The organism is Kaistella antarctica, assembly GCF_900109615.1.
Classification (GTDB): Bacteria; Bacteroidota; Bacteroidia; order Flavobacteriales; family Weeksellaceae; genus Kaistella; species Kaistella antarctica.
In genome coordinates, this window is the sequence record NZ_FOIX01000002.1 from 701,449 (window position 1) to 724,237 (window position 22,789).

Here is a 22,789-nt window from a genome sequence, read left to right on the forward strand (position 1 = left end):
AATGTTTCCTTATCAAATGTGAAATCTAGAAAAAAAGAAACACCAAAAAAGCCAACTTCGAAAAGTTGGCTTCAGTTATTTTTTAAGAAGAGTTTGGAATTATCCAACCTCTAACTTTTCACTTGTAGTTTCTTACAATTTCTCAATCAAATATCTTCCAGTGTGCGATTCTTTATTTTTCACTAAATCTTCCGGAGTTCCTGCAAAAACAATTTCGCCACCATATTTTCCGGCTTCTGGTCCGATATCGATAATATAATCTGCCGTTTTAATAATGTCAGGTTGATGTTCAATCACGATTACAGAATGTCCGAGTTCTATCAAGGCTTGCAGCGATTTCAATAATTTAGTAATGTCGTGAAAATGAAGTCCTGTGGAAGGTTCATCAAAAATAAATAATGATTTATCGGTCGTTGCGCCTTTAACTAAAAACGAAGCCAATTTTACTCTTTGCGCTTCACCGCCGGAAAGGGTAGAGGAACTTTGTCCCAGTTGCAAATAGCCCAACCCAACCTCCTGCAAAGGTTTTAACTTGGTTACAATTTTAGGTTGCTCATTGTCTTTAAAGAATTCCAACGCTTCATCAACAGTCATGTGAAGGATATCTGAAATGTTCTTTTCGTCAAATTTAATTTCAAGGATTTCATTTTTAAAACGCGCCCCTTTACAAGTTTCACATTCCAGTTCAATATCTGCCATAAACTGCATGGAGACGGTAATTACACCTTCACCTTTACAGTCATCACAACGTCCGCCATCAACATTAAAGGAGAAGTGCTTCGGCATCAAACCTTGCATTTTTGCTAATTTCTGTTTTGAAAACAATTCCCGAATATCATCGTAAGCTTTTAAATAAGTCACAGGATTCGACCTCGAAGATTTACCAATCGGATTTTGGTCGATCAACTCAATATTTTTAATGAGTTTCATTGGAAAATCTACAGAATCGTAATCTCCTTTTTTTCCGCCCATTCCAAGTTGAATCTGAATGTCATTGGTCAGAATCTCTTTCATTAAAGTAGATTTCCCACTTCCAGAAACTCCTGAAATAACCACCAAACATTCTAACGGAATATCAACATTGACATTCTTTAAGTTGTTCTGACGCGCACCTTTAATGTGAATCCATTCTTTCGGTTTACGGCGGGTTTCTGGAACTTTAATTTCTAATCTTCCAGTCAGATATTTAGACGTTAAAGTATCTGCACTTTCCAGTTCATCAAAATGTCCGGCAAAGACCAATTCTCCACCAAGATATCCCGCTTCTGGCCCTATGTCAATAATGTAATCTGCGGCTTTCATGACGTCTTCATCGTGTTCTACGACAATTACGGTATTTCCTAAATCCCGTAAACTTTTTAAAACTTGAATTAAATTTTCGGTGTCTCGGGAATGCAAACCAATCGAAGGTTCATCTAAAATATAAATAGAACCAACCAACGAACTTCCAAGTGAAGTCGCCAAGTTAATCCTTTGACTTTCACCACCAGAAAGCGTATTCGAAGTTCTGTTAATCGTCAAATATCCCAGTCCAACTTTATCCAAAAATTCTAAACGCGTTGTAATTTCATACAGCAAACGTTTTGCAATTTCTGCATCGTGTTTGTTGAGTTTCATTGACTTTATCAACGGTAAGAACTCATCTAAAGGCAAATCAATCACCGACTGAATATTATGTCCGTCAATTTTTACCCATTTTGTTTCTTCACGCAATCGCAAACCTTCACAGGACGGACAAAGTGTTTTCCCACGGTATCTGGAAAGCATAACACGGTACTGAATTTTATATAAATTTTCCTCCAGCATTTTGAAGAAATTATTAATAGAAGGGAAGGTTTTCGTACCATCACCTTTCCATAAATAATTTTTCTGGTCTTTCGTTAGTTGATGATAAGGTTTATGAATAGGGAAGTCTTTCGCCTTTTTAATGAAATCTCTTTTCCATTCGCTCATGCTTTCGCCTTTCCAACTGGCCACCGTTTCTTCAAAAACGGATAAATTCTTATTGGGTATCACCAGATCTTCATCAATGCCAATCACTTTTCCGTAACCTTCACATTCCGGACAAGCGCCGTAAGGATTATTAAAACTGAAAAAATGAACATTCGGTTCCATAAATTCCAGTCCGTCCATTTCGAACTTATTGGAGAAATCGGTAATTTTTCCGGTTTCAATGTTTTTTAAAGAACAATAACCATGACCTTCGTAAAAAGCCATTTGGATAGAATCTGCTAATCTTTGAAGAAAACTTTCATCAGCGTCATAACTGAAACGATCAATGACCAACTGAATTTCCATATCCGCTTCGGGTACAAAACCGAAACTTTCTAAATCCTCGATTCCAGCTACATTTCCGTTGACTTCTAATCTTGTAAAACCAGAAAGTTTCAAAGTATTGATTTGTTCTGTAAATTTTTCAACTTCAAATTTTAAAGGAGTTCTCAAAAGGAACGTCTGATTTTCATTTGTTTCAATGAAATTAATAACGTCGGTTACCGAATCTTTTTTGACTTCATTTCCTGAAACTGGTGAAAAAGTACGCCCAACTCTGGCGAAAAATAGTTTTAAATAATCGTAAACTTCGGTTGAAGTTCCAACAGTGGAACGTGGATTGGACGAAATTACTTTCTGCTGAATCGCAATAGAAGGTGCCAAACCTTTGATATCATCAATTTTTGGCTTTTCTAATTTTCCTAAAAATTGGCGAGCGTACGAACTTAAACTCTCGACATACCGGCGCTGTCCTTCAGCATAAATGGTGTCAAAAGCGAGCGAAGATTTTCCACTTCCAGAAACTCCCGTAATTACGATGAGTTTGTTTTTAGGAATCAGAACGTCAATATGTTTCAGATTATTAAGGTGCGCATTTTTTACAAAAAGTTGTTTCTTAATATCGATATCTGTGGGTGTAGTCATTATATAATTTAAGGGCTACAAATTTACGGATTTTTTGAGAGAAATTTCCTGCAGATTATTTGGATTTCTAGATAAATTTCGCAATATTTGGTTCAACAAATAAATGTAGTAATATCATGAGAAAAATTCTAAATGATTTAATTACACATTTGATGAAAATAAGATAAGTTTAACTCTAATCTTTAAAGGAATGCAACGCTTCGGTGTTGCATTTTTTATTGGATTAATACAAAATAATTTCTTAAAATAATACTTGTTTTTCTGCGAATTTCTTAAATATATTTGCTGCTGAAAAATCGTACAATGTCCATTAATAAAGATAAATTAAATTTATTGGCCATTGTAAATTCAGTAAAATAATAACTAAGAATTAATTAAATGAAGAAAGTAATCCTAAGTGTTTTGTTATTAGGACTCTCACTACAAATTTCTGCGCAGGAAAAAGAAAGTTCAATTCCTGAAGTGACTGTTCAAGGGAAATTTTTAGAACTTCCGATAAAGAAAGTCAATGAGAATATTACTGTCGTTTCAAAAGAAGAAATAGAAAATTCGCCATCTAAAAGTGTCGAAGAGCTGTTAGCAGAATTTACGGGATTTGATATCAGAAGACGTGGGGGAAATGGAGTACAAGCTGATATTTCTCTTCGTGGCAGCAGTTTCGAACAGGTTTTAATTTTGGTAAATGGTGTTCGAATGAATGATTCTCAGACAGGTCATAACTCGATGAGTCTTCCATTTGATCTCGCTTCAGTTGAAAAAATTGAAATTATTAAAGGTCCAGCAGCCAGAAGATTTGGACAAAATGCTTACGCTGGAGTTGTGAATATTATTACCAAAGTAAGTTCTGAAGAAAAGGTAATTGTTTCGGCCAGTGGCGGAGATTATAAAACCTACTCTTTAGGCTTAGGAGCTAATTTTGGAAATGAAAAATTCTCTAATTTTATTCAAGTAGGTTCTACAAGTTCTGAGGGTTACCGACATAACACCGATTATAAAATCAACAATATTTTCTATCAAAATCAATTCAAGATTAATGACGGACAAATAAAATTTCAAGCTGGAATTCAAGAAAAAAAGTTTGGAGCAAATGGCTTTTATTCTTCGCCCACGGCAACGGAACAGTATGAAGAAACGCAGGCTTCGATCGTAAGTTTAGGGTATGAACAAAAATTTAATCAGTTTAATTTAAATTCAACTATTTATTGGAGAAGAGGTCAGGATTTATATTTATTCAATAGAGAAAAACCGGAAGTCTACCGAAATATGCATATCGGAAATAATGTAGGTGCAGAATTGAATGGTTCGTATACATCGACTTTAGGAACGACTGGATTGGGAGTTGAATTCAGAAAAGAATTTTTGGCAAGTAATAATCTAGGACATCGTGAAAGGTTTTTAACGCAGATTTTCTTAGAACATCATTTCTCTTTGATTCAAAATAAATTACAGATTTCTCCTGGAATTTCCTGGGCCAATTATGACAGTGTGGGAGATTTTTTCTATCCAGGGTTAGATATCGGATTTGACTTTAATGAAAACCATAAAATCTATGGAAACGTCGCCAAAGTAAACCGAATCCCAACCTTCACTGATTTGTTTTATGTAAGCAAAACCGAAATCGGAAATCCTGATTTGAAACCTGAGAATGCAATTTCTTCAGAATTGGGTTATCGTTTTCAGAAGAATAATTTTTTAGGTAAAGTGAGTGTTTTCAACAGAACTTCAGACAATTCAATCGATTGGGTGAAAGAAACTCAAGATGGAATTTGGTCCGCCGAAAACATAGGAAAAATTGAAACCAATGGAGTAGAGGTGGAATTTGGTCAGCGTTTCAATTCCTTCGTGAAATCTTATTCTTTAGGATATACTTATTTAGACAGCAAAGCAAAAGAACCGCAGAATCTAATTTCCAGATACGTTATGGAAAATTTAAAGCATCAATTCGTTGCTAAATTGGAAACTCGATTCTTCAAAAACATTACTAATCAATTGATTTACAAATATAATGAACGAGTAACGACGGGAAGCTACCAATTGCTGGATGGTAAGTTAGGCTATGATTTAAAAGATCTGAATCTTTATGTTTTAATTAATAATATCACCAATGCTAATTACACCGAAACCTTTGGTGTACCAATGCCTAAGCGATGGTTTCATGTAGGATTTACGTTGAATCTAAGTCTTTAAAAGGTGATTTATGTTGGTTTGAAGTATAACCTATACTCGCCCAATTATCATAATTTTGTGGGATGATTAGGCGTCTTTGGATTTTGTCCGCATCTTTTTTTATGATGAATCTTTCGGGACAACAGGGTAATATTTCTAGTTACAATCTCGTAACGATGAACTATAGATTTACTCCGAATTGGTTTCTACTAGCTGAAGGGGAACTACGCGGAAATTCTGATTTTTATTATCCTGATTATTACGAATATAAAGTTGGAATAGGGTATCGAATCGCTCCAAATCATAAACCTTTGATTGGAATTGGTAGAGACGGCAATTATAAAAATCATTCAATGCAAAGAGAAGAGTTGCGTATATGGTTCCAAGATATCTATGATTTTAAAGCCGGTAGATTCAAATTTGAAAATCGCTTTCGGGCAGAGAAAAGCTGGTTATACCAGCCGAAAGAAAATAAAAATAGCCAGAGAATTCGCCTCAGATATCGACTGAATATCTCCACGCCTCTTAATACAGAGAAAGTACAACCAGGAACTATTTCAGCAAATATTCACGATGAGGTTTTTGCCACTACTACGGCAAGTCCGGTTTCATTCTGGAATAGGATTTACGGAGGTCTTGGATACCAAGTCGACAAAAACGTCTCCATTTCTGCAGGGTATATGTGGCAGCGGGATTTTGCAGTGAAAGGCAATATCGACCGCCATTATCTTTACACAGGTTTGTCCATCAATGTTTCCTCTCCGCTAGTTGCTCACAAATCCGTGAAATAATTGAATAAGTACTTAGCGACGAAATTTTATAAATTTCGGCTGACTTCAAGACAGAGCGCTGTCGGTAGTGTTTTTTATACCTGCTTTTTCCATTTAAATAAAAAGGAAATTTTCTTTATTTTTGTCACATGCTAAATAGAATTTTTTTACTGCTAATGTTGTGTTCAGGATTGAAATTTTCCGCTCAAAAGAAAAATATCTCCAGTTATAACGTGATTAATGTGAGTTATAAATGGAGCAGTAAATTTTTTGTTTACGCAGAAGGCCAGGTTCGTGGGACTGCAGATTTTACTTATCCAGATTATTATGAACTTAAGGGTGGACTTGGTTATGAATTAACAGATCAGCACAAACCGCTAATTGGTATTGGTCGGTATGTTAACTATAAAAATCATAGTTTGGATAAGGAAGAATTTCGCCTTTGGTTACAGGATTCTTATGAGTTCCAAGCCGGAAAGTTCGAATTTGAAAATCGTGTTCGAGCCGAGAAGAGCTGGTTTTATGCACCTTTAACAGATGAACATTCTGATCGAATTAGGTTGCGCTATCGATTGAATATTTCGGTTCCTTTAAATTCTGAAAAAATTAAACCAGGAACCATTTCTGCAAATGTTTATGATGAAGTTTTTTTCGTCACCACGGAAAAACCGCTGTTCGCACGCAATAGAGTTTATGGTGGATTTAGTTACCAAATCGATAAAAATTTCGGTCTAGCATCTGGTTATTTGTGGCAGCGCGAATTCGCTTTAACTGGTAATAAAAATCTGCATTTTTTATATCTCGCTTTGTCTCTTAAATTGGATAGCAGCAAATCAAAGAAAGAGTAATTAGAATTCGCTAAGTGATGTTGGTAACTTTTTGATTGAAAAGGTTTTTATCACCCAAAATATTGCATTTTTTAGGGTTTAATTTATATATTTGTGAAATTAATAATAATTGATTTTTATGAAATTTATTGTTTCAAGTAGTGAATTACAGAAAGCCCTTCAAACCGTGAGCGGAGTTATTTCCAACTCACAGTCAAGGCCAATTTTGGAAAACTTTTTGTTTGAAATTGAAAAAGATATCCTGAAAATTACCGCTTCTGATGGCGAGACGACTTTGATTACTTCTTTGGAGGTGAAGTCTGACGTTGAAGGTAAGATTGCAGTTCCCGCAAAAATATTTCAAGAATTTGTGAAAACTTACGGTGACCAACCTTTAACGCTTTCTGTGAAAGACGCTGAAGATGGAAACGGAAAATTGCTCGAAATTTTGGATGAGAAAGATAACTTCGCGGTGGCCTTAGATCACGCAGAAGATTATCCAGAAATCCCTGAATTTGATGCAGCTCAAAGTGTAACAATTTCTGCAGGTATTTTATCTGAAGCTTTAAATAATACTTTATTTGCGACCAGTAATGATTCTCTTCGTCCAGTGATGACAGGAGTTTTATTCCAGTTCAAAGAAGATGAAACCAATTTCGTTTCTACCGATTCGCACCGTTTGGTGGTTTATAAAAGAACCGACTTAATGAATGCTGAACCCGTAGAATTTATTATGCCTAAAAAACCTTTGGCAATTTTCAAAAGCATTTTAGCTTCTTCTAACGAAGATGTTTCTATTGAGTTTAATGAAAATATGGCGAAGTTCACTTTCGGAAATAACATCTGGATTTGTCGTTTGATTGATGGTAAATATCCAAATTATTCAGCGGTTATTCCAAAAGAAAATCCAAATGTCTTGACGATTAATAGAAGCCTTTTATTGAATTCAATCAGAAGAGCTTCGATCATGTCGAACAAATCTACGAACCAAGTTCGTTTCAAATTATCCGGAAACATTCTTCATTTACACGCGGAGGATACTGAGTTTGCTAACAAAGCAGATATGCAGATTCCGTGTGATTACAATGGTGAAGATATCAATATTGGTTTCAGTTCTAAATTTTTAACAGAAATGTTATCGGTGCTTTCTGCTGATGATATTACGATGAAAATGTCGCAACCAAACAGACCCGGAATTATAGAGCCAGTTGATGGTTTAGAAGATCAGGAAAAATTACTGATGCTTTCAATGCCGGTTATCGGAATGTAAGAACATCCCTTTAAATAATTGTACTAAATATTAATTGAGATTCAAAGTTTTTGAATCTCAATTTTTTTTTAAACTCCAAAATCACGATATTTGCACCTTTCCAATTTCAATATCTTTATTAAAGAAATGGGAAATATAACATCTGAAATTTACGACAGAAATGAAAATCTCACACAACTGGCTTCAAGAATATATTAAAACTGATTTAAAATCGGAAAAGATTGGCGAATTTCTGACCGATATTGGTTTGGAAGTAGAAGGAATCGATCCTTTTGAATCGGTTAAAGGAAGTCTGGAAGGAATTGTTGTGGGGAAAGTTTTGACTTGCGAACAGCATTCAAATGCTGATAAATTAAAAGTTACGACCGTTGATGTTGGAGCTGGAAAGATCTTAAATATAGTTTGTGGTGCTCCCAATATTGCGGCTGGACAAACTGTTCCTGTCGCAGTAGTTGGCACTAAGATCTACGGAAAAGATGGAAGCTCTTTCGATATTAAAGAAGCCAAAATCCGAGGTGAAGTTTCGCAGGGAATGATCTGCGCAGAAGACGAAATGGGTCTGAGTGACGATCACGGCGGAATCATGATTTTGGATGAAACTAAATATGAAGTTGGTAAAAATTTCGCGGATTATTTTGATTTGACGAACGATAAAGTTTATGAAATTGGTTTAACGCCAAACAGAACTGATGCAATGTCGCATTATGGTGTTGCCAGAGATTTGAATGCTTATTTAAGTACGCATCAACTTCCTGCTGATTTCGTAAAAGTTATTTCACACCCTTTAAATAATGAAGGAACGACTGATTTTCAGATTGAAGTGGAAGATTCCGAATTATGTCCAAGATATATTGGTGCCATCATAGAAAATGTGGAGGTGAAAACTTCGCCAGACTGGTTGAAAAACCGGTTGAAAGCAATTGGATTAAGTCCGATTAATAATATTGTTGATATTACAAATTATATTCTTCACGCATTTGGTCAGCCACTTCATGCATTTGACGCTGATAAAATTGCTGGTAAAAAAGTAAAAGTTGGCGTGAGTGAAAAAGGATCAAAATTCACAACGTTAGATGGAGTTGAAAGAACTTTGAACGGAACTGAAATCATGATTAAAGACGGCGAAAATAACCCAATGTGTATTGCGGGAGTTTTCGGTGGACAAAGCTCAGGCGTTTCAGAAAATACCAAAACCATCTTTTTAGAAAGTGCTTATTTTAATCCGATTGGAATTAGAAAAGGCGCCAAACTTCATGCTTTGAATACCGATGCTTCTTTCCGTTTCGAACGTGGCGTAGATCCTAATTTAACGAGAACTGCTTTGACGCACGCGGTGCAAATGATTTCAGAAATCGCTGGTGGAAAAATGGTTGGGGAACTTTTGGAACATTATCCTACAAAAATTGAAGACCATTATATCATTCTTCGTTTTTCGAAAGTCGAGCAGATTTTAGGAACAAAAATTCATCATGAGAAAATTAAAGAAATTCTGAAGTCCTTAGAAATCACGATTTTAAATGATATTCAAAACGGATTAGAACTTTCCGTTCCGGCTTATCGTGCTGATGTGACGAGAGAAATCGATGTGATCGAAGAGATTTTAAGAATCTACGGTTACAATAAGATTGATTCTCCGCAAAAAATTTCTTTTACCCCAGTTAAATTAAGTTTTGATGATCAAGATGCTTTAGAGAACTCTTGGGCAAGAACTTTACAAAGTAATGGTTTCAACGAAGTAATGAATAATTCTTTAACTTCTGTAAAAGATGAAACTGATGCTGTCAAACTATTAAATCCTTTAAGTGGAGATTTGTCCTTTATGAGAAAGTCTTTACTGGAAGGACTTTTGGAAAATGCAGATTATAATATTAAAAGGAAAAATCAAAATATTAAGTTCTTTGAATTCGGTAAAATCTACCACAAAAAACAAACGTATTTAGAGAGAAAACAACTGGCAATTTTAGTGTCAGGAAGAGATGAAGCAGAAAACTGGTTGCAGCCAAAATCCGTGACAGATTTCTACCATTTGAAATCTTATGTGAAAGTTCTTTTGAATATTTTGCCAGTTTCGATTGAAGAGAAGTATTTAGAAGACGTGCGTTTTTCTGATGCAATTGAATTATTAGTGAAGGGAAAAACCGTGGCGAGACTAGGAAAAGTTTCTCCAGAATCATTGAAGGATGCCGACATCGACCAGGAATGTTTCTACGCCGAGATTGAGTTGGAAGTTGCTCAGAGTTTTAGAACCAAAGAGAATTTGAAATTTAAAGATATTCCAAAATTCAATAAAACCAGAAAAGATTTGGCTTTGTTGATTGATAAAAACGTGACGTATGCTGATCTTTATAAAGCAGCCAGAAGCAATCCTTCCAAATATTTGAAAAACATTAATCTGTTTGATGTGTATGAAGGTAAGAATCTTCCGGAAGGTAAAAAGTCGTACGCCATGAGTTTTGAATTATTAAACGAAGAAAAAACTTTAGAAGATAAAGATATTACGGAAGTGATGAATTCTTTAATTAAAACGTTCCAGAAAGAATTTTCTGCGGAGCTAAGATCTTAGACTAATCCTTTAATAAAATACAAAAAGCATTTCTGAAAAGAGATGCTTTTCTGTTTTTGGGTAAGAGATTAAATCCTGCTGCAAGTCATTAAATCAATATAATTACTTAAATTTACGGTATTAAAATTTTAAAAATGAAAGCAATTCACTTCCCACAGAAGAATATTTTCAGAAATATTTCCTTAGCCATTTTTACAGCTGCTACAATTGTTTCGTGTTCAACAATTGCGACTTCAAAATCGAAAGTAGGCGCTCCACAGCCTAACATTGTTGATACGCAATGGACCTTAGCTGATAACGTAAAAGGTAAAAAAGCGACTTTGGTTATTGAATCTGCGAGAATTACGGGCAATGGCGGTTGTAACAATTATTTCGGCGAGCTGATGATCGACCGTACGGTTGGTAATTTTTCAACTAAGAATATCGGCGCTACCAAAATGGCCTGCGACAATATGAGTGAAGAAACAAACTATTTCAGCATGTTGGGTGCTGCTACCAAATATGTGGTGAACGGAACAACTCTGGAATTGTACAAGGACAAACTTTTACTGTTGAAGTTTACCAAGTTATAGATTTAACTATAACCTATTTCACATAAAAAAAGGAACTCTAATTGGAGTTCCTTTTTTATTTGTCTATTTATTCTTCGTCTTCGTCCTCTTCATCGTATTTGGCGAGTTCTTCATCGCACCATTTGAAAGCTGCTTCGACTACTTTGGTAGCTTCGTCTGCTACTGTTTCTTCGTCATCGCCTTCTAGATCGTCGAACCATTCAACTTCCTCTTCCTCAACATTCAAAACAAATCTTGGGTATTCGGTGTGAACTACGAATAGATCTTCAGGAAAATCTGAATTGTCTGCTAATAAAAACTTTGGTAATTTCATTTTCTTAATGTTTATAACTGGGTCAAAGATAATAATTATTTATTGAAATTGATTCTTGTCGATTTTAATTTTTTGTAAAACCTTGTATTTTGTTAAAGTATTATTTTTGAGCGTATCATTTGGTTTAAAGGTTACTTTAACATTAGGATTCACCGTGCTGATCAATTCTGCGATTCTAATTTTATCCATTTCTTCCTCGCTTTCCATGAAGAAATTAACGCGTCCATTTTCTAAATTTTCAGCTTGCAAAAAAGTTTTTATTTTTTCTCTGTTTTCTAAATATTTTCCCCGAGAAAGATATGTAAAGGTAAACCCTGTTAGTAAACTTAAGAACGTAATTGCATAAGTCAGCTTACCAAAAACATCATATAACTTTTTAAAATACACCAACCATATAGAAAGGGTAAATGGTGCTAAAAGACGATAATCTAACGGGTTAACAGAATAGAAATATTGAATAAAAAAAGAGCAGGCGATTCCAATTCCCCCAATAGTTAAAAAGAATTTTTCGGTCTCAGTCAATTTGTTTCTAAAGAAGAGAAATAGCATCAATATAATATTCAGTAACCCAATTCCTATAATTCCGTAATTAACGATTCCTCCGGCTGGGTTTAGAATATGAATGAACGGATTAAAAACCGTCGTCAATCCTTCAAAAAGTTCTTTTAATAATTGCGAAGTTGGATGCAAGCCGATTTCTAAAAAGCTATCGACGTACTTTTCATTAAAGTGATCAATGAACAAAAACTTATATAAGATCACGAAAATCAAACCGATAATTCCCGAATATATAAACGTTTTCCCAGACGATTTTTTATAATTGAAAACTCCGAAAAATCCAGTCGCAAACATGATGAATAGCGCAGGATAGCGAATATTGTACAACGCAATTAAAGCTAAACTTAAATATAGAATTGCAGATGATCCTTTTAGCTTTTCAGTAATAATTTGCTGAGCTAAATAAAGAAAAACAAATACAACTGGCAAAATAAGCGTTTCGCTCATCGTATAAGAAAAGATAGAGACAAAACTAAAAAGTCCACCAATTAAAATGATTTCTTTCAAATAGAATTTCTTTATCCAGGCGAAAAAAACGAGAAATAAATACGCTAAAATTCCGATGGTTTTACTTGCCCAAAATTCATCAAGTCCAAACAAGGTTAAAAACTTTAAACTCAGTGGATATCCAAGTGGAGTAGTTGTATTATCAATTTCTGGAAATACTTTCGAGGTTCGCATATACCGAATCGAGTCGGGATTTACGCGTCCTTTTTCATTCAACAAAAAACGAAGAATGGTCATCACAAAAGTTGTAATGACCAATATTATTTGGATAATTCTTTCCTGGTTTTTTTTCATGAAAAAGAATCCTGTGCTATTTTTAAGAATTGGTTTTGATTATTTAGCAAACATTTTTGCAACCTTCTCGGCTTTTCTACTTTCCGAATAATCATAAAATCCTTCGCCAGATTTCACGCCTAATTTCCCGGCAGCCACCATATTCACTAACAATGGATTCGGCGCATATTTCGGGTTTTTAAAACCGTCGTACATAACATTTAGAATTGCTAAACAAACGTCTAATCCAATAAAGTCTGCCAGTTGAAAAGGTCCCATCGGATGAGCCATTCCCAATTTCATTACCGTATCGATTTCTTCAACGCCAGCAACTCCGTTGTATAAAGTCTCGATGGCTTCATTGATCATCGGCATCAAAATTCTGTTGGCTACAAATCCAGGATAGTCATTCACTTCTGTGGGAACTTTTCCTAAAGTTTTACTCATCTCATAGATCTCGTCAAAAGTTTCTTTCGAAGTAGAGTAGCCTTTGATGATTTCCACCAATTTCATAATCGGCACTGGATTCATAAAGTGCATTCCAATCACCTTGTCTGGACGATTCGTCACCGACGCAATTTTAGTAATCGAAATAGAAGAAGTATTGGTCGCCAGAATACAATTCTCTGGAGCTAGTTCATCCATTTGTTTGAAGATTTTCAACTTCAAATCTAGGTTTTCGGTGGCCGCTTCAACGATTAAATCAGCTTTCCACCCACAATCTGCTAAATTGGTGAAAGTAGTAATGTTACTGAGAGTCGTTGCTTTTTGGTCTTCCGTCATATTTCCCTTAGAAATAATCCGGTTCAGATTTTTGGTAATTGTTGCAATCCCTTTATCTAATGCTCCTTGTGAAACATCAACTAAACTTACTTGAAATCCGGTCTGTGCAAACGTGTGTGCAATTCCGTTTCCCATGGTTCCTGCGCCAATTACGACAATATTTTTATCCATTTTTAAATTTTTAATAATTTTTAGTATAACTTTTTCCTTCTTCTAAAAGTGTTGCTTCACTTTCAGAGGTTTTAAATTTCGTTTTTATAAAGGTTCTTTTTCCATCAATTCTGTTGATGAATACCGCAAAATGCAAATGTGGTCCACTTGCAAAACCCGTACTTCCGCTGTAACCGATAAGTTGGTCTTTTTTTACGAGATCACCTTTTGTAACGATTGCACCTTGGTATTTTAAGTGAGAATAGTCGGCGAAAGTGCCATCGCTATGTATGATGATAATTTTGTTATTGTATTTTGCGCAGGAAATATCGGGACAACTTCTCGTGTTATTATTGATGACGACCACCGCAATTCCGTCACGAGCTGCTACGATTGGAGCTCCAATTTTTAAATCAAAGTCTAAGGCAAATTCATTCTGATGCGAAAACTTGCCATCATATCCCTGGAAGATCGATTGTGTTTTTCCTTTTTCGAAAGGCAAGGAATAGATGTAGTCATCATCAAAGGTTTCCTGAAGTGCATTTCCGAAATTATAGGAATTGGAGTAAGAAAAAGAATTGCCTTCATTTGCTTTTATGGGAGCTAACTTTGCAATCAAAAACTTTCGGGTTTTCGGCGGAATAACTACTATTTCATCATTAGGAAGCGTGCTAGTCAGATTCTTTAATTTGAATTGAAATTGTGCAGACATCGGCATTTCTTCCTTATTATCTGCGTAGATGAAAACTTCTCGGTTAACAACTTCATTATAAAATTGAATGTCCCATTTTTCTTGCGCAAATAGCAAGGTTTGAATCAACAGAAATCCTAATAGAAAAATTCTTTTCATTCCACTTCTTTTTTGCTAAAATAATCAAAAACAAGTTTAGAAATATCTGCAACCATTTTGGTGTTCGTCGTTTCGTTTTCCATAGAATCTGACACGAAAACGCTCAGTGCGTATTGCTTTCCGTTTAACAGCGTGATGATTCCAATATCATTTTCTGCAATCGTTAATCCCTTTTTATCTTTTCCGGAAGAGCCGGTTTTATGTGCGACCCAAGTTCCTTTTGGCAATTGAGCGACGATTTTATTCGCGCCGGTGTTTGTTTCTAGCATGGTTTTCATTAAGAAATCCGTCGAACTTTTTGAGACGATTTTGCCGTCATAAAATTTCTTCAATAAAATATTTGCTGCATTGGTGGTAGTCCAGTTTCCGTAATGAAATTGGTGACCTTCATGCATTTTTTCTTCATTATAGATAATCTTAAAATCTTTAATGCTTTTTGAATTGATGAATTTTTGAACGGTTTCTGTTCCGCCAATTAATCTTAGCAAAATGTCGCACCCGTTATTGTCACTTTGTGCAACCGTATATTTAATTAGTTCACCTAAAGTCATATCAAAATTTCCCTCTGGATAATTTTCTCGAATTGGACTCCAGGTATTTTCTAAAAGTTCTTCTTTTTTAATATAGATATTTTGATCTACACTCAATTTTCCTTGATCAATGAGGTCTAAAACTGCTAAAGCAATATGAAATTTAAAAACACTCAACATCGGAAGTTTTTTATTGCCGTTGATGTCAATCGATTGATTATTTTCGAAATCTAAAACCGAAACTCCAACGGTGGCGCTTTTGCCTTTTATGATTTGGTTGATTTCTTTTTTTAAAGATTGGGAATAACCTAATAAGAAGAGAAATAGAGTAGTGATTATAAATGTTTTTTTCATGTAAGCTCGTTTGATGTATTTAAATTGGAAAGTCATTGCGAGAAATGAGGAACGAATGCCGAAGCAATCCGTTGATTATTTATAGATCCATAATATTCAAGATACTTTCATATAAATCAATCCATTCAGGATTTATACTGTTTATTAAATCTAATTTTTTTTGCCTCGAGCCACCTTTTATTTGTTTTTCTCTTCCAATTGCATTTCCTATATCTTGAAAAGCTTCCCAATAAACTAATTTGTCTAAATTGTATTTTGCGCTAAAACTATTTTTATACTGTTTAGTCTTGTGCTCTAAAATTCTTGCTGGTAGATTTGCAGTTACTCCGACATATATAGTAGTGTTATTTTTATTGGTTACCATATAAATAAATCCTACTTTCATAATCTATTTTTTTCAACAGATTGCTTAGTCGTTCCTCCTCGCAATGACACTAAGAAATCAACCTCACAATTTCCAAAGCTACTTTTAACGCTTCCGTGCCGTCTTCCAAAGAAACTTCTACATTTTTATTTTCGGTAATTGCATCAGCGAAACTTTCCAGTTCATCCAAAATAGCGTTATTCGGTTGGATGTTCGGATATTCAAAAATGATTTGATTTTTTTCTCCTTCCGCATTTTCAATGATCATATCGAAATCACTCGGAGTTTCAGGAGCCGGTTTCATGCGAATAACCTCTGATTTTTTCTCCAAGAAATCCACAGAAATATAAGCGTCTTTTTGGAAGAAACGAGATTTCCGCATCGCTTTCATTGAAATTCTCGACGTTGTTAAATTCGCGACACATCCATTTTCAAACTCAATTCGCGCATTACAAATATCCGGAGATTTCGAAACCACAGAAACGCCACTTGCATGAATCGCTTTCACTTTTGATTTTACCAAAGAAAGTAGAATATCCAAATCATGAATCATTAAATCTAAAACCACAGAAACATCAGTGCCACGTGGATTGAATTCTGCTAAGCGATGAATCTCAATAAACATGGGATCTTTAATAAAATCTTTCGACCCAATAAAAGCCGGATTATATCTTTCTACGTGACCAACTTGCGCTTTAATTCCAAATTCACGGCATTTGTAGAGAATTTCTTCCGCTTGCTTTAAAGTCTGCGTAATGGGTTTTTCTATGAAAAAATGAATTCTTTTTTCAATCGCTTTAATGGCATAATCGTAATGATATAGAGTAGGTGTTACGATATCAAGCATTTCAATCTCGTTTAAAAGATCTTCAAAACTTTCAAAATATTTGTAACCGAATTCGCTTTCTAATTTTTTACCATTTTCTTTATCTGCATCGTAAAAGCCGACCAAGTCGTACTTTTCTGATTGTTGAAGTAATTTTAAATGGATTTTTCCTAAATGACCTGCGCCAACTAAACCTGCTTTGAGCATAGAGAATTAATTTTTGTAAAGATAATAAAATAGACTAATAGAACAGAGACTTGGAGATAATAGACAATTACATTAAATGTGAAAATATGAAATAGTGATTTTTAAAATCTCTAATCTTAAGTCTTTCAATTTCAAATCTAATTCCTATTTTTGTGACATGCAGGATTCGTACGTACATAAAGGGAAGAGGAAAATTTTAATCGATTATCTCCGGGACAAAATGGGAATTGACAATGAGAGAGTTTTGGCCGCAATTAATAAAGTTCCCCGCCATCTTTTCTTAGAAAGTGTTTTTGAAGATTATGCTTACGAAGATCGCGCTTTTCCGATTTTGGCAAAACAAACGATCTCGCATCCATCGACTGTGGCTGAGCAAACCGCTCTTTTAGAAATAGAAGAGCAAGACAAGGTTCTGGAGATCGGAACCGGATGTGGGTATCAAACTGCCGTTCTCATCGCCATGGAGGCTTGGGTCTACACGATTGAACGTCAAAAAGATTTGCATGACTTCTCCCATAAAAAATTTCGGGAATTGCATCTTCGTCCGAAATTTCAAAGTTTTGGCGATGGATTTTTAGGACTTCCAACATTTGCTCCTTTTGATAAAATTTTGGTGACCTGTGGCGCCGAAGTTTTACCAACAGAACTATTACATCAATTGAAGGTCGGCGGAAAAATGGTGATTCCTTTAGGAAAAACGGAAGAGCAAATCCTGACACGTTTCACCAAAAGATCTGAGCGCGAATTTGAAAGGGAAGAATTTGGCGCGTACAAATTTGTACCGATGTTGAACAATACCAATCATTAAATGAATACAGAAAAACAAGTTTTCAAAACAAGAATCGACAAAACTTTCTATCTTATGCATTTTGCAATCTTAGCAGTCATCCTATTCCTTTCGATTTATTTCAGCTATATATACAAGAATCTGTCGATGTCTAATGTTTTCTTTGGATGGTTATCGGTAGCACTTCTTTTTACCATTACCAGTTTTTTACTTTTAAAGATCATTATCAACGGTGATTATTTAATGATTAACGTCGGTTTCAATATTTATAAGATTGATATTAAAACAATCAATACCGTCCAAACCGGCAAGACGATGTGGTTTGGAATTCATAAACACGGAACCGCTACAAAAGGATTGATTATTTCCTCAAAATTCAAAAACGATTTCTACATTACTCCTCAAGAAGAAGCGCTATTTCTTCATAAATTGTTGGAAATCAATCCAACCATCATTATTAAAAAAGACTAAAATGTCCTTTTTAATTTTTATGACGAAGAACCTATGATTTATTTAGATTTTTTCAATGTTAATTAACTCAAAAAACAATTTTCAAATTCGCTAATTCGAATTATAGATTGTATTTTTGCCAACGTTCAATTTATTCTAAATTAAGATAGCTGAAATAAGAATGAACTTTTTTCAGTTAAAAGTAAAGTTTTAGATTCTCATGAAAAAAATTCAAAGTATTCTTATTTCTACCCGAACCATGGCGGTTTTGTTATTACTGTATGCAGGTTCAATGGGTTACGCTACTTTTCTGGAAAACGATTACGGAACTCCGACGGCGAAGGCATTGATTTATGATGCAAAATGGTTCGAACTGGTCATGGTTTTACTCATGCTCAACTTCATCGGAAATATTTCTAGATACCGACTTTGGCGCCGCGAGAAATGGCCAGTTTTGGTTTTTCACTTATCATTTATTTTAATATTTTTGGGTGGAGCTGTAACGAGATACATCAGTTTTGAAGGGATTATGCACATTCGCGAAGGTGAAACTTCTAACGAAATAATCACCGATAAGAATTTCTTTAAAATTCAAATCGAAGAAAACGGCGATATTCTGAATTATCAGGATGTTCCGTTTTTAATGTCGCCTCTGCATAAAAATTTTAATGCGAGTTACCAATATCACGACAAAAAGATTTCCATAAAAACGCTCGATTTTATTCAAAGAAAGAAAGACAGTATTATTGTCAATCCGGCGGGGACCGAATATCTTCACTTAGTTTCTACAGGGGAAAACGGACGTGCCAATATTTATATTAAACCAGGCGATTCTAAATTAGTCAATGGAACCTTAGTTTCATTCAACAGAGCAATTGACGGAGCCGTAGAGTTTAACAATACTAATGGGACTTTACTCATCAAAACGCCAGTGGAATCAGAGTATATGACGATGGCAACCAAAGCAAAAGGGATGACTAAAAAAGATGAGTACGAACCTTTGGTTCTGAGAAGTCTTTATACCGTTAACAATTTAAAATTAGTAGTTCCAGAAGGTTTAGTCAAAGGTAAACTCATCGCTTACGAAGGTGATCGTAAAAAAGACGCCAATGTTTCTGACAATTTACAAGTGGAAGTCCAAGGTCCAAAATCAAAAGTGGTCGTGGATCTTCCTGTTGAAAAAGGAAATCCAAACGCCTTTAAACAAATCGCGGTGGATGGAATGAACATCATTCTCGGTTTCGGACCGAAAGTGTATACCACGCCTTTTTCTTTAAAATTAGAAAAATTTGTAATGGAAACTTATCCGGGAAGTTCTTCCCCAAGTGCTTACGAAAGTCACGTTCAAATCATCGACAAAGGAAAACAAACGCCTTATAGAATTTATATGAACCATGTTTTGAATCATGAAGGATACCGATTCTTCCAGTCGAGTTTTGATCCAGACAGAAAAGGAACAGTTCTATCTGTTAATCATGATTTCTGGGGAACCTTGCTAACCTACATCGGTTACTTTTTCTTGTTTGGTGGAATGTTCGTTATTTTCTTCTGGAAAGGAACTCATTTCTGGAAACTGGAGCAAATGTTGAGAACGGTGAATAAAAAGAAGTCGGCTACGATTCTTTTATTTCTTTTGGCTTTAAATTTTAATGCGCAGAAAATAGAAACCCACGGCACATCGGATGGTTCTGCAAAGCAAGTTGAACAGGCTCACTCAGCTGATGACGGCCATGATCACGGAGAAGCTGCATTAATAGCGCCTGAACCTGCAGCTAAAAAAGGCCCAACTGGAAAGTTGAAATCGCCAACCCCAATTACGGCTGATGAAATTATTGCTAGAAATAAAATTTCAAAGGAACACGCCGCTAAATTTGCTTACTTACTGGTTCAGAATTATGATGGGCGAATCGTGCCGATGAATACGCAAGCTCTAGATGTTCTTCGCAAGCTCTATAAAAAAGATGCCTTCCGTGGAACTGATGGAAAATCCCTAACCGCAAACCAATGGTTTTTATCTATTAATACCGACACTGCAAGTTGGACCATGGTTCCTTTAATTAGTATTGGAGCAAAAGGCGGCGACGAATTAAAGAAAAAAGCCAGAGCTAATGATGAAGGTTACACCTCATTAATGTCATTGTTTCCAGCTGATGAAACTGGTGCTCTTCATTACGTTTTAGAAGAAGACTACCAAGCAGCATTTAGAAAAAAACCGGCAGAACAAACCAATTACGATAAAGAAGTAATCAAGGTGAATGACCGTGTTCAGGCGTTTAATGAATTCTTTAGTGGACAATTCATGCGAATTGTTCCAGTGAAAAATGACCCTAATAATACTTGGCATTCCTGGTTAGACCAAAACTTCGAACCAGATACAGCTTCGCAAGAAGTAATGGGACCTTATTTTTCAGAAATTTTATCTGCCCAAAAATCAGGAAACTGGAGCAAAGCAGACTCAGAGTTGGTGAAATTAGAGCAGTACCAAAAAACCTGGGGGAAAAATGTAGTTCCTTCAGATTCAAAAATTAAGTTGGAAGTTTTCATGAATACTGTAAACATTAACTTTCACTTGATGATGTTTTATAGTGTAATTGGTGGACTTCTACTATTACTAGGTTTTATTGAATTATTCAAACCAAATAAATTGATAAATAAAGCCATAAAAGCTTTAATAATCTTAGGTTTAGTCGGATACACTTTACAGTTTTTAGGTTTGGCAGCAAGATGGTTTATTTCGGGACACGCGCCTTGGAGTAACGGTTATGAAGCCATTATCTTTATTTCTTGGGTCGGTATTTCAGCGGGATTATTATTGTACCGAAATTCAAATGCCTTAATTCCTGCCGCCGGATTTATGGTTGCCGTAATTATGATGGGCTTTGCTCATGGAGGTTCCGCACTTGATCCGCAGATTACGCCTTTAGTACCAGTGTTGAAATCTTACTGGTTAATTATTCACGTGGCAATCATTACCGCGAGTTATGGCTTCTTTGCCCTGTCGATGGTAATAGCGATGATCGTTTTGTTTTTCTATATTTTCGCCGACAAAACGATCTATAAAATTCACCATGATACCACGATTAAAGAATTAACCATTGTTTCAGAAATGTCTTTAACCATCGGATTATACTTCTTAACAGTTGGAACTTTCCTTGGTGGAATTTGGGCTAATGAATCGTGGGGTAGATATTGGAGCTGGGATCCAAAAGAAACTTGGGCTTTTATATCAGTTATGATTTACGCCTTTGTTTTGCACATGCGATTAGTACCAGGATTAAGAGGAAGATGGGCTTTTCACGTTGCCTCATTATTTGCAATTAGTACTATTGTAATGACTTACTTCGGAGTAAATTATTACTTGAGCGGATTGCACTCTTATGCCGCAGGTGATCCGATTCCAGTGCCGATTTGGGTGTATATTGGGATTGCCTTTATGTTTGCCCTCGCAATAGTTTCCTACATTAAGTTTAAAAAATTGAATACCAAATAATCTTAAATCCCGAAATTCATTTTCGGGATTTATTTTTTTTAGGAGCGACAAGATTTTTACTTTTTTTTGAAAATCCGTCCGAATGGGAATTTATATTGAGTTGATTAAAGTACTATATCTTTTCATTTTTTCTCTAATAAAAATAAATAGGATGCCGTTCTCATCTGGGCTATGATCGAGATTGTTTATTTCTTTTAAAAGTCCTTAAAATATTCATTAAATTTGTCATCGATAATATAATCGACCTTAAAATCAAACCTAACTTTTGAGCGCATCCCTAACTATTCTCGGCTTTAACTCAGCGATTCCTACCGTCACTTCGTCACCAACCTCTCAATTCTTAGAAATGGGCGAGCGGTGTTTTCTCATCGATTGTGGCGAGGGAACACAAGTTCAGCTAAGAAGAGCAAAAGCACGGTTTTCTAAAATTAATCATATTTTCATTTCACACCTACATGGCGATCATTGTTTTGGTTTACCAGGATTAATTGCCTCTTTCCGTTTGTTGGGACGAGAAACACCTTTGCATGTTTACGGCCCGAAAGGAATTAAAGAATTATTAGAAACGATTTTTAGATTAACTGAAACGCACAAAGGTTTTGAAGTCATTTATCACGAATTGCAAAGTAAAAAATCTGAGAAAATTTACGAGGATCATAAGTTGGAAGTTTTTACCATCCCTTTAGACCACCGTATTTATTGTAATGGTTACTTGTTTAAAGAAAAGCCAAAAGAAAGACATCTCGATATGCAGCAAGTTTCTAAATATATAGAAATCGAAACCTGTGATTACCAGAATATAAAAAATGGAAAAGATTTTATTTTGAGCGACGGTTATGTTTTGAAAAATGATGTCCTAACCAACGACCCTTCCAAGTCTGTTTCTTACGCATTTTGCAGTGATACCCGATATTCAGAATCTATTTTACCTTTAATTAATGAAGTAGATTTATTGTATCACGAAGCCACCTTTTTACACGAATTAAAAGAAATGGCAGATTACACAGGACATACCACCGCTTTGGAAGCCGCTCGAATTGCGAGAAAAGCAAACGTCGGAAAACTAATAGTCGGTCACTTTTCTAACCGTTATCATGACTTAACCGTTTTCTTAGATGAAGCGCGCGAGGTTTTTCCCAATACCAATTTACCACAAGCTTTAGTTCCTGTAGAGATTTTGTAGTACCTTCAATTTAGAATTCATTGATATGTCTTTAAGTTCCTAATTTAAAAAAAAGTTTAAAACAAATTAATTAAATTTGT

18 protein-coding genes are annotated in these 22,789 nt (G+C 35.2%); 10 read left to right on the forward strand and 8 right to left on the reverse strand.

Features of this window, described 5'->3' with window-relative positions:
• Nucleotides 1-132: 132 nt before the first annotated feature.
• Complete coding sequence (gene uvrA / locus BMX49_RS07870; RefSeq protein WP_034716165.1) at nucleotides 133-2,916, reverse strand: excinuclease ABC subunit UvrA; 2,784 nt, start codon at nucleotides 2,914-2,916, stop codon at nucleotides 133-135.
• Between the two features lie 378 nt (nucleotides 2,917-3,294).
• Here uvrA and BMX49_RS07875 point away from each other — a divergent pair, with 378 nt between their 5' ends.
• From BMX49_RS07875 to BMX49_RS07900, 6 genes are all read left to right on the forward strand, one after another.
• Nucleotides 3,295-5,103: a TonB-dependent receptor plug domain-containing protein gene (locus tag BMX49_RS07875; RefSeq protein ID WP_034716163.1), complete on the forward strand. Its 1,809-nt coding sequence runs from the start codon at nucleotides 3,295-3,297 to the stop codon at nucleotides 5,101-5,103.
• Between the two features lie 104 nt (nucleotides 5,104-5,207).
• Nucleotides 5,208-5,873: a DUF2490 domain-containing protein gene (locus BMX49_RS07880; protein WP_260242697.1), complete on the forward strand. Its 666-nt coding sequence runs from the start codon at nucleotides 5,208-5,210 to the stop codon at nucleotides 5,871-5,873.
• Nucleotides 5,874-6,001: 128 nt separating this feature from the next.
• Nucleotides 6,002-6,700, forward strand: coding sequence for a DUF2490 domain-containing protein (locus BMX49_RS07885; protein WP_051803503.1), 699 nt, complete (start codon nucleotides 6,002-6,004; stop codon nucleotides 6,698-6,700).
• A 118-nt stretch (nucleotides 6,701-6,818) separates the two neighbouring features.
• On the forward strand, nucleotides 6,819-7,949 hold the full coding sequence (dnaN, locus tag BMX49_RS07890) for a DNA polymerase III subunit beta (RefSeq protein WP_034716159.1): 1,131 nt from the start codon (nucleotides 6,819-6,821) through the stop codon (nucleotides 7,947-7,949).
• A 160-nt stretch (nucleotides 7,950-8,109) separates the two neighbouring features.
• Complete coding sequence (gene pheT, locus BMX49_RS07895; RefSeq protein WP_034716157.1) at nucleotides 8,110-10,512, forward strand: phenylalanine--tRNA ligase subunit beta; 2,403 nt, start codon at nucleotides 8,110-8,112, stop codon at nucleotides 10,510-10,512.
• 134 nt (nucleotides 10,513-10,646) lie between these two features.
• Nucleotides 10,647-11,084, forward strand: coding sequence for an META domain-containing protein (locus BMX49_RS07900; protein WP_051803501.1), 438 nt, complete (start codon nucleotides 10,647-10,649; stop codon nucleotides 11,082-11,084).
• 67 nt (nucleotides 11,085-11,151) lie between these two features.
• Here the strand turns inward: BMX49_RS07900 and BMX49_RS07905 are convergent, their stop codons facing one another.
• From BMX49_RS07905 to BMX49_RS07935, 7 genes are all read right to left on the reverse strand, one after another.
• Complete coding sequence (locus BMX49_RS07905; protein ID WP_034716155.1) at nucleotides 11,152-11,397, reverse strand: DUF8828 family protein; 246 nt, start codon at nucleotides 11,395-11,397, stop codon at nucleotides 11,152-11,154.
• Between the two features lie 39 nt (nucleotides 11,398-11,436).
• Nucleotides 11,437-12,756, reverse strand: coding sequence for a hypothetical protein (locus BMX49_RS07910; RefSeq protein WP_034716153.1), 1,320 nt, complete (start codon nucleotides 12,754-12,756; stop codon nucleotides 11,437-11,439).
• Nucleotides 12,757-12,795: 39 nt separating this feature from the next.
• Nucleotides 12,796-13,689, reverse strand: coding sequence for a 3-hydroxybutyryl-CoA dehydrogenase (locus BMX49_RS07915; RefSeq protein WP_034716151.1), 894 nt, complete (start codon nucleotides 13,687-13,689; stop codon nucleotides 12,796-12,798).
• A gap of 10 nt (nucleotides 13,690-13,699) precedes the next feature.
• Nucleotides 13,700-14,518 carry a M23 family metallopeptidase gene (locus tag BMX49_RS07920; RefSeq protein WP_051803499.1) on the reverse strand — a complete coding sequence of 273 codons (819 nt, stop codon included), beginning with the start codon at nucleotides 14,516-14,518 and terminating at the stop codon, nucleotides 13,700-13,702.
• A complete protein-coding gene (gene bla / locus BMX49_RS07925; protein ID WP_034717373.1) occupies nucleotides 14,515-15,402 on the reverse strand; it encodes a class A beta-lactamase, subclass A2 in 888 nt (295 codons plus the stop codon). Before bla ends, BMX49_RS07920 begins: the two co-directional genes overlap by 4 nt.
• Before the next feature lie 79 nt (nucleotides 15,403-15,481).
• Nucleotides 15,482-15,787, reverse strand: coding sequence for a GIY-YIG nuclease family protein (locus BMX49_RS07930; RefSeq protein ID WP_034716148.1), 306 nt, complete (start codon nucleotides 15,785-15,787; stop codon nucleotides 15,482-15,484).
• Between the two features lie 49 nt (nucleotides 15,788-15,836).
• Nucleotides 15,837-16,799, reverse strand: a complete 963-nt coding sequence (locus BMX49_RS07935) for a Gfo/Idh/MocA family protein (protein ID WP_034716146.1) — start codon at nucleotides 16,797-16,799, stop codon at nucleotides 15,837-15,839.
• A gap of 157 nt (nucleotides 16,800-16,956) precedes the next feature.
• Between BMX49_RS07935 and BMX49_RS07940 the strand changes: the two genes are divergently transcribed.
• From BMX49_RS07940 to BMX49_RS07955, 4 genes are all read left to right on the forward strand, one after another.
• A complete protein-coding gene (locus BMX49_RS07940; protein ID WP_034716144.1) occupies nucleotides 16,957-17,607 on the forward strand; it encodes a protein-L-isoaspartate(D-aspartate) O-methyltransferase in 651 nt (216 codons plus the stop codon).
• The gene (locus BMX49_RS07945) at nucleotides 17,608-18,057 is read left to right on the forward strand and encodes a PH domain-containing protein (RefSeq protein ID WP_051803497.1); all 450 of its coding nucleotides are present in this window, start codon (nucleotides 17,608-17,610) and stop codon (nucleotides 18,055-18,057) included.
• A 199-nt stretch (nucleotides 18,058-18,256) separates the two neighbouring features.
• Nucleotides 18,257-21,526: a cytochrome c biogenesis protein CcsA gene (locus BMX49_RS07950; protein WP_034716143.1), complete on the forward strand. Its 3,270-nt coding sequence runs from the start codon at nucleotides 18,257-18,259 to the stop codon at nucleotides 21,524-21,526.
• A gap of 265 nt (nucleotides 21,527-21,791) precedes the next feature.
• On the forward strand, nucleotides 21,792-22,709 hold the full coding sequence (locus BMX49_RS07955) for a ribonuclease Z (protein ID WP_034716142.1): 918 nt from the start codon (nucleotides 21,792-21,794) through the stop codon (nucleotides 22,707-22,709).
• The last annotated feature ends 80 nt before the right edge of the window (nucleotides 22,710-22,789 follow it).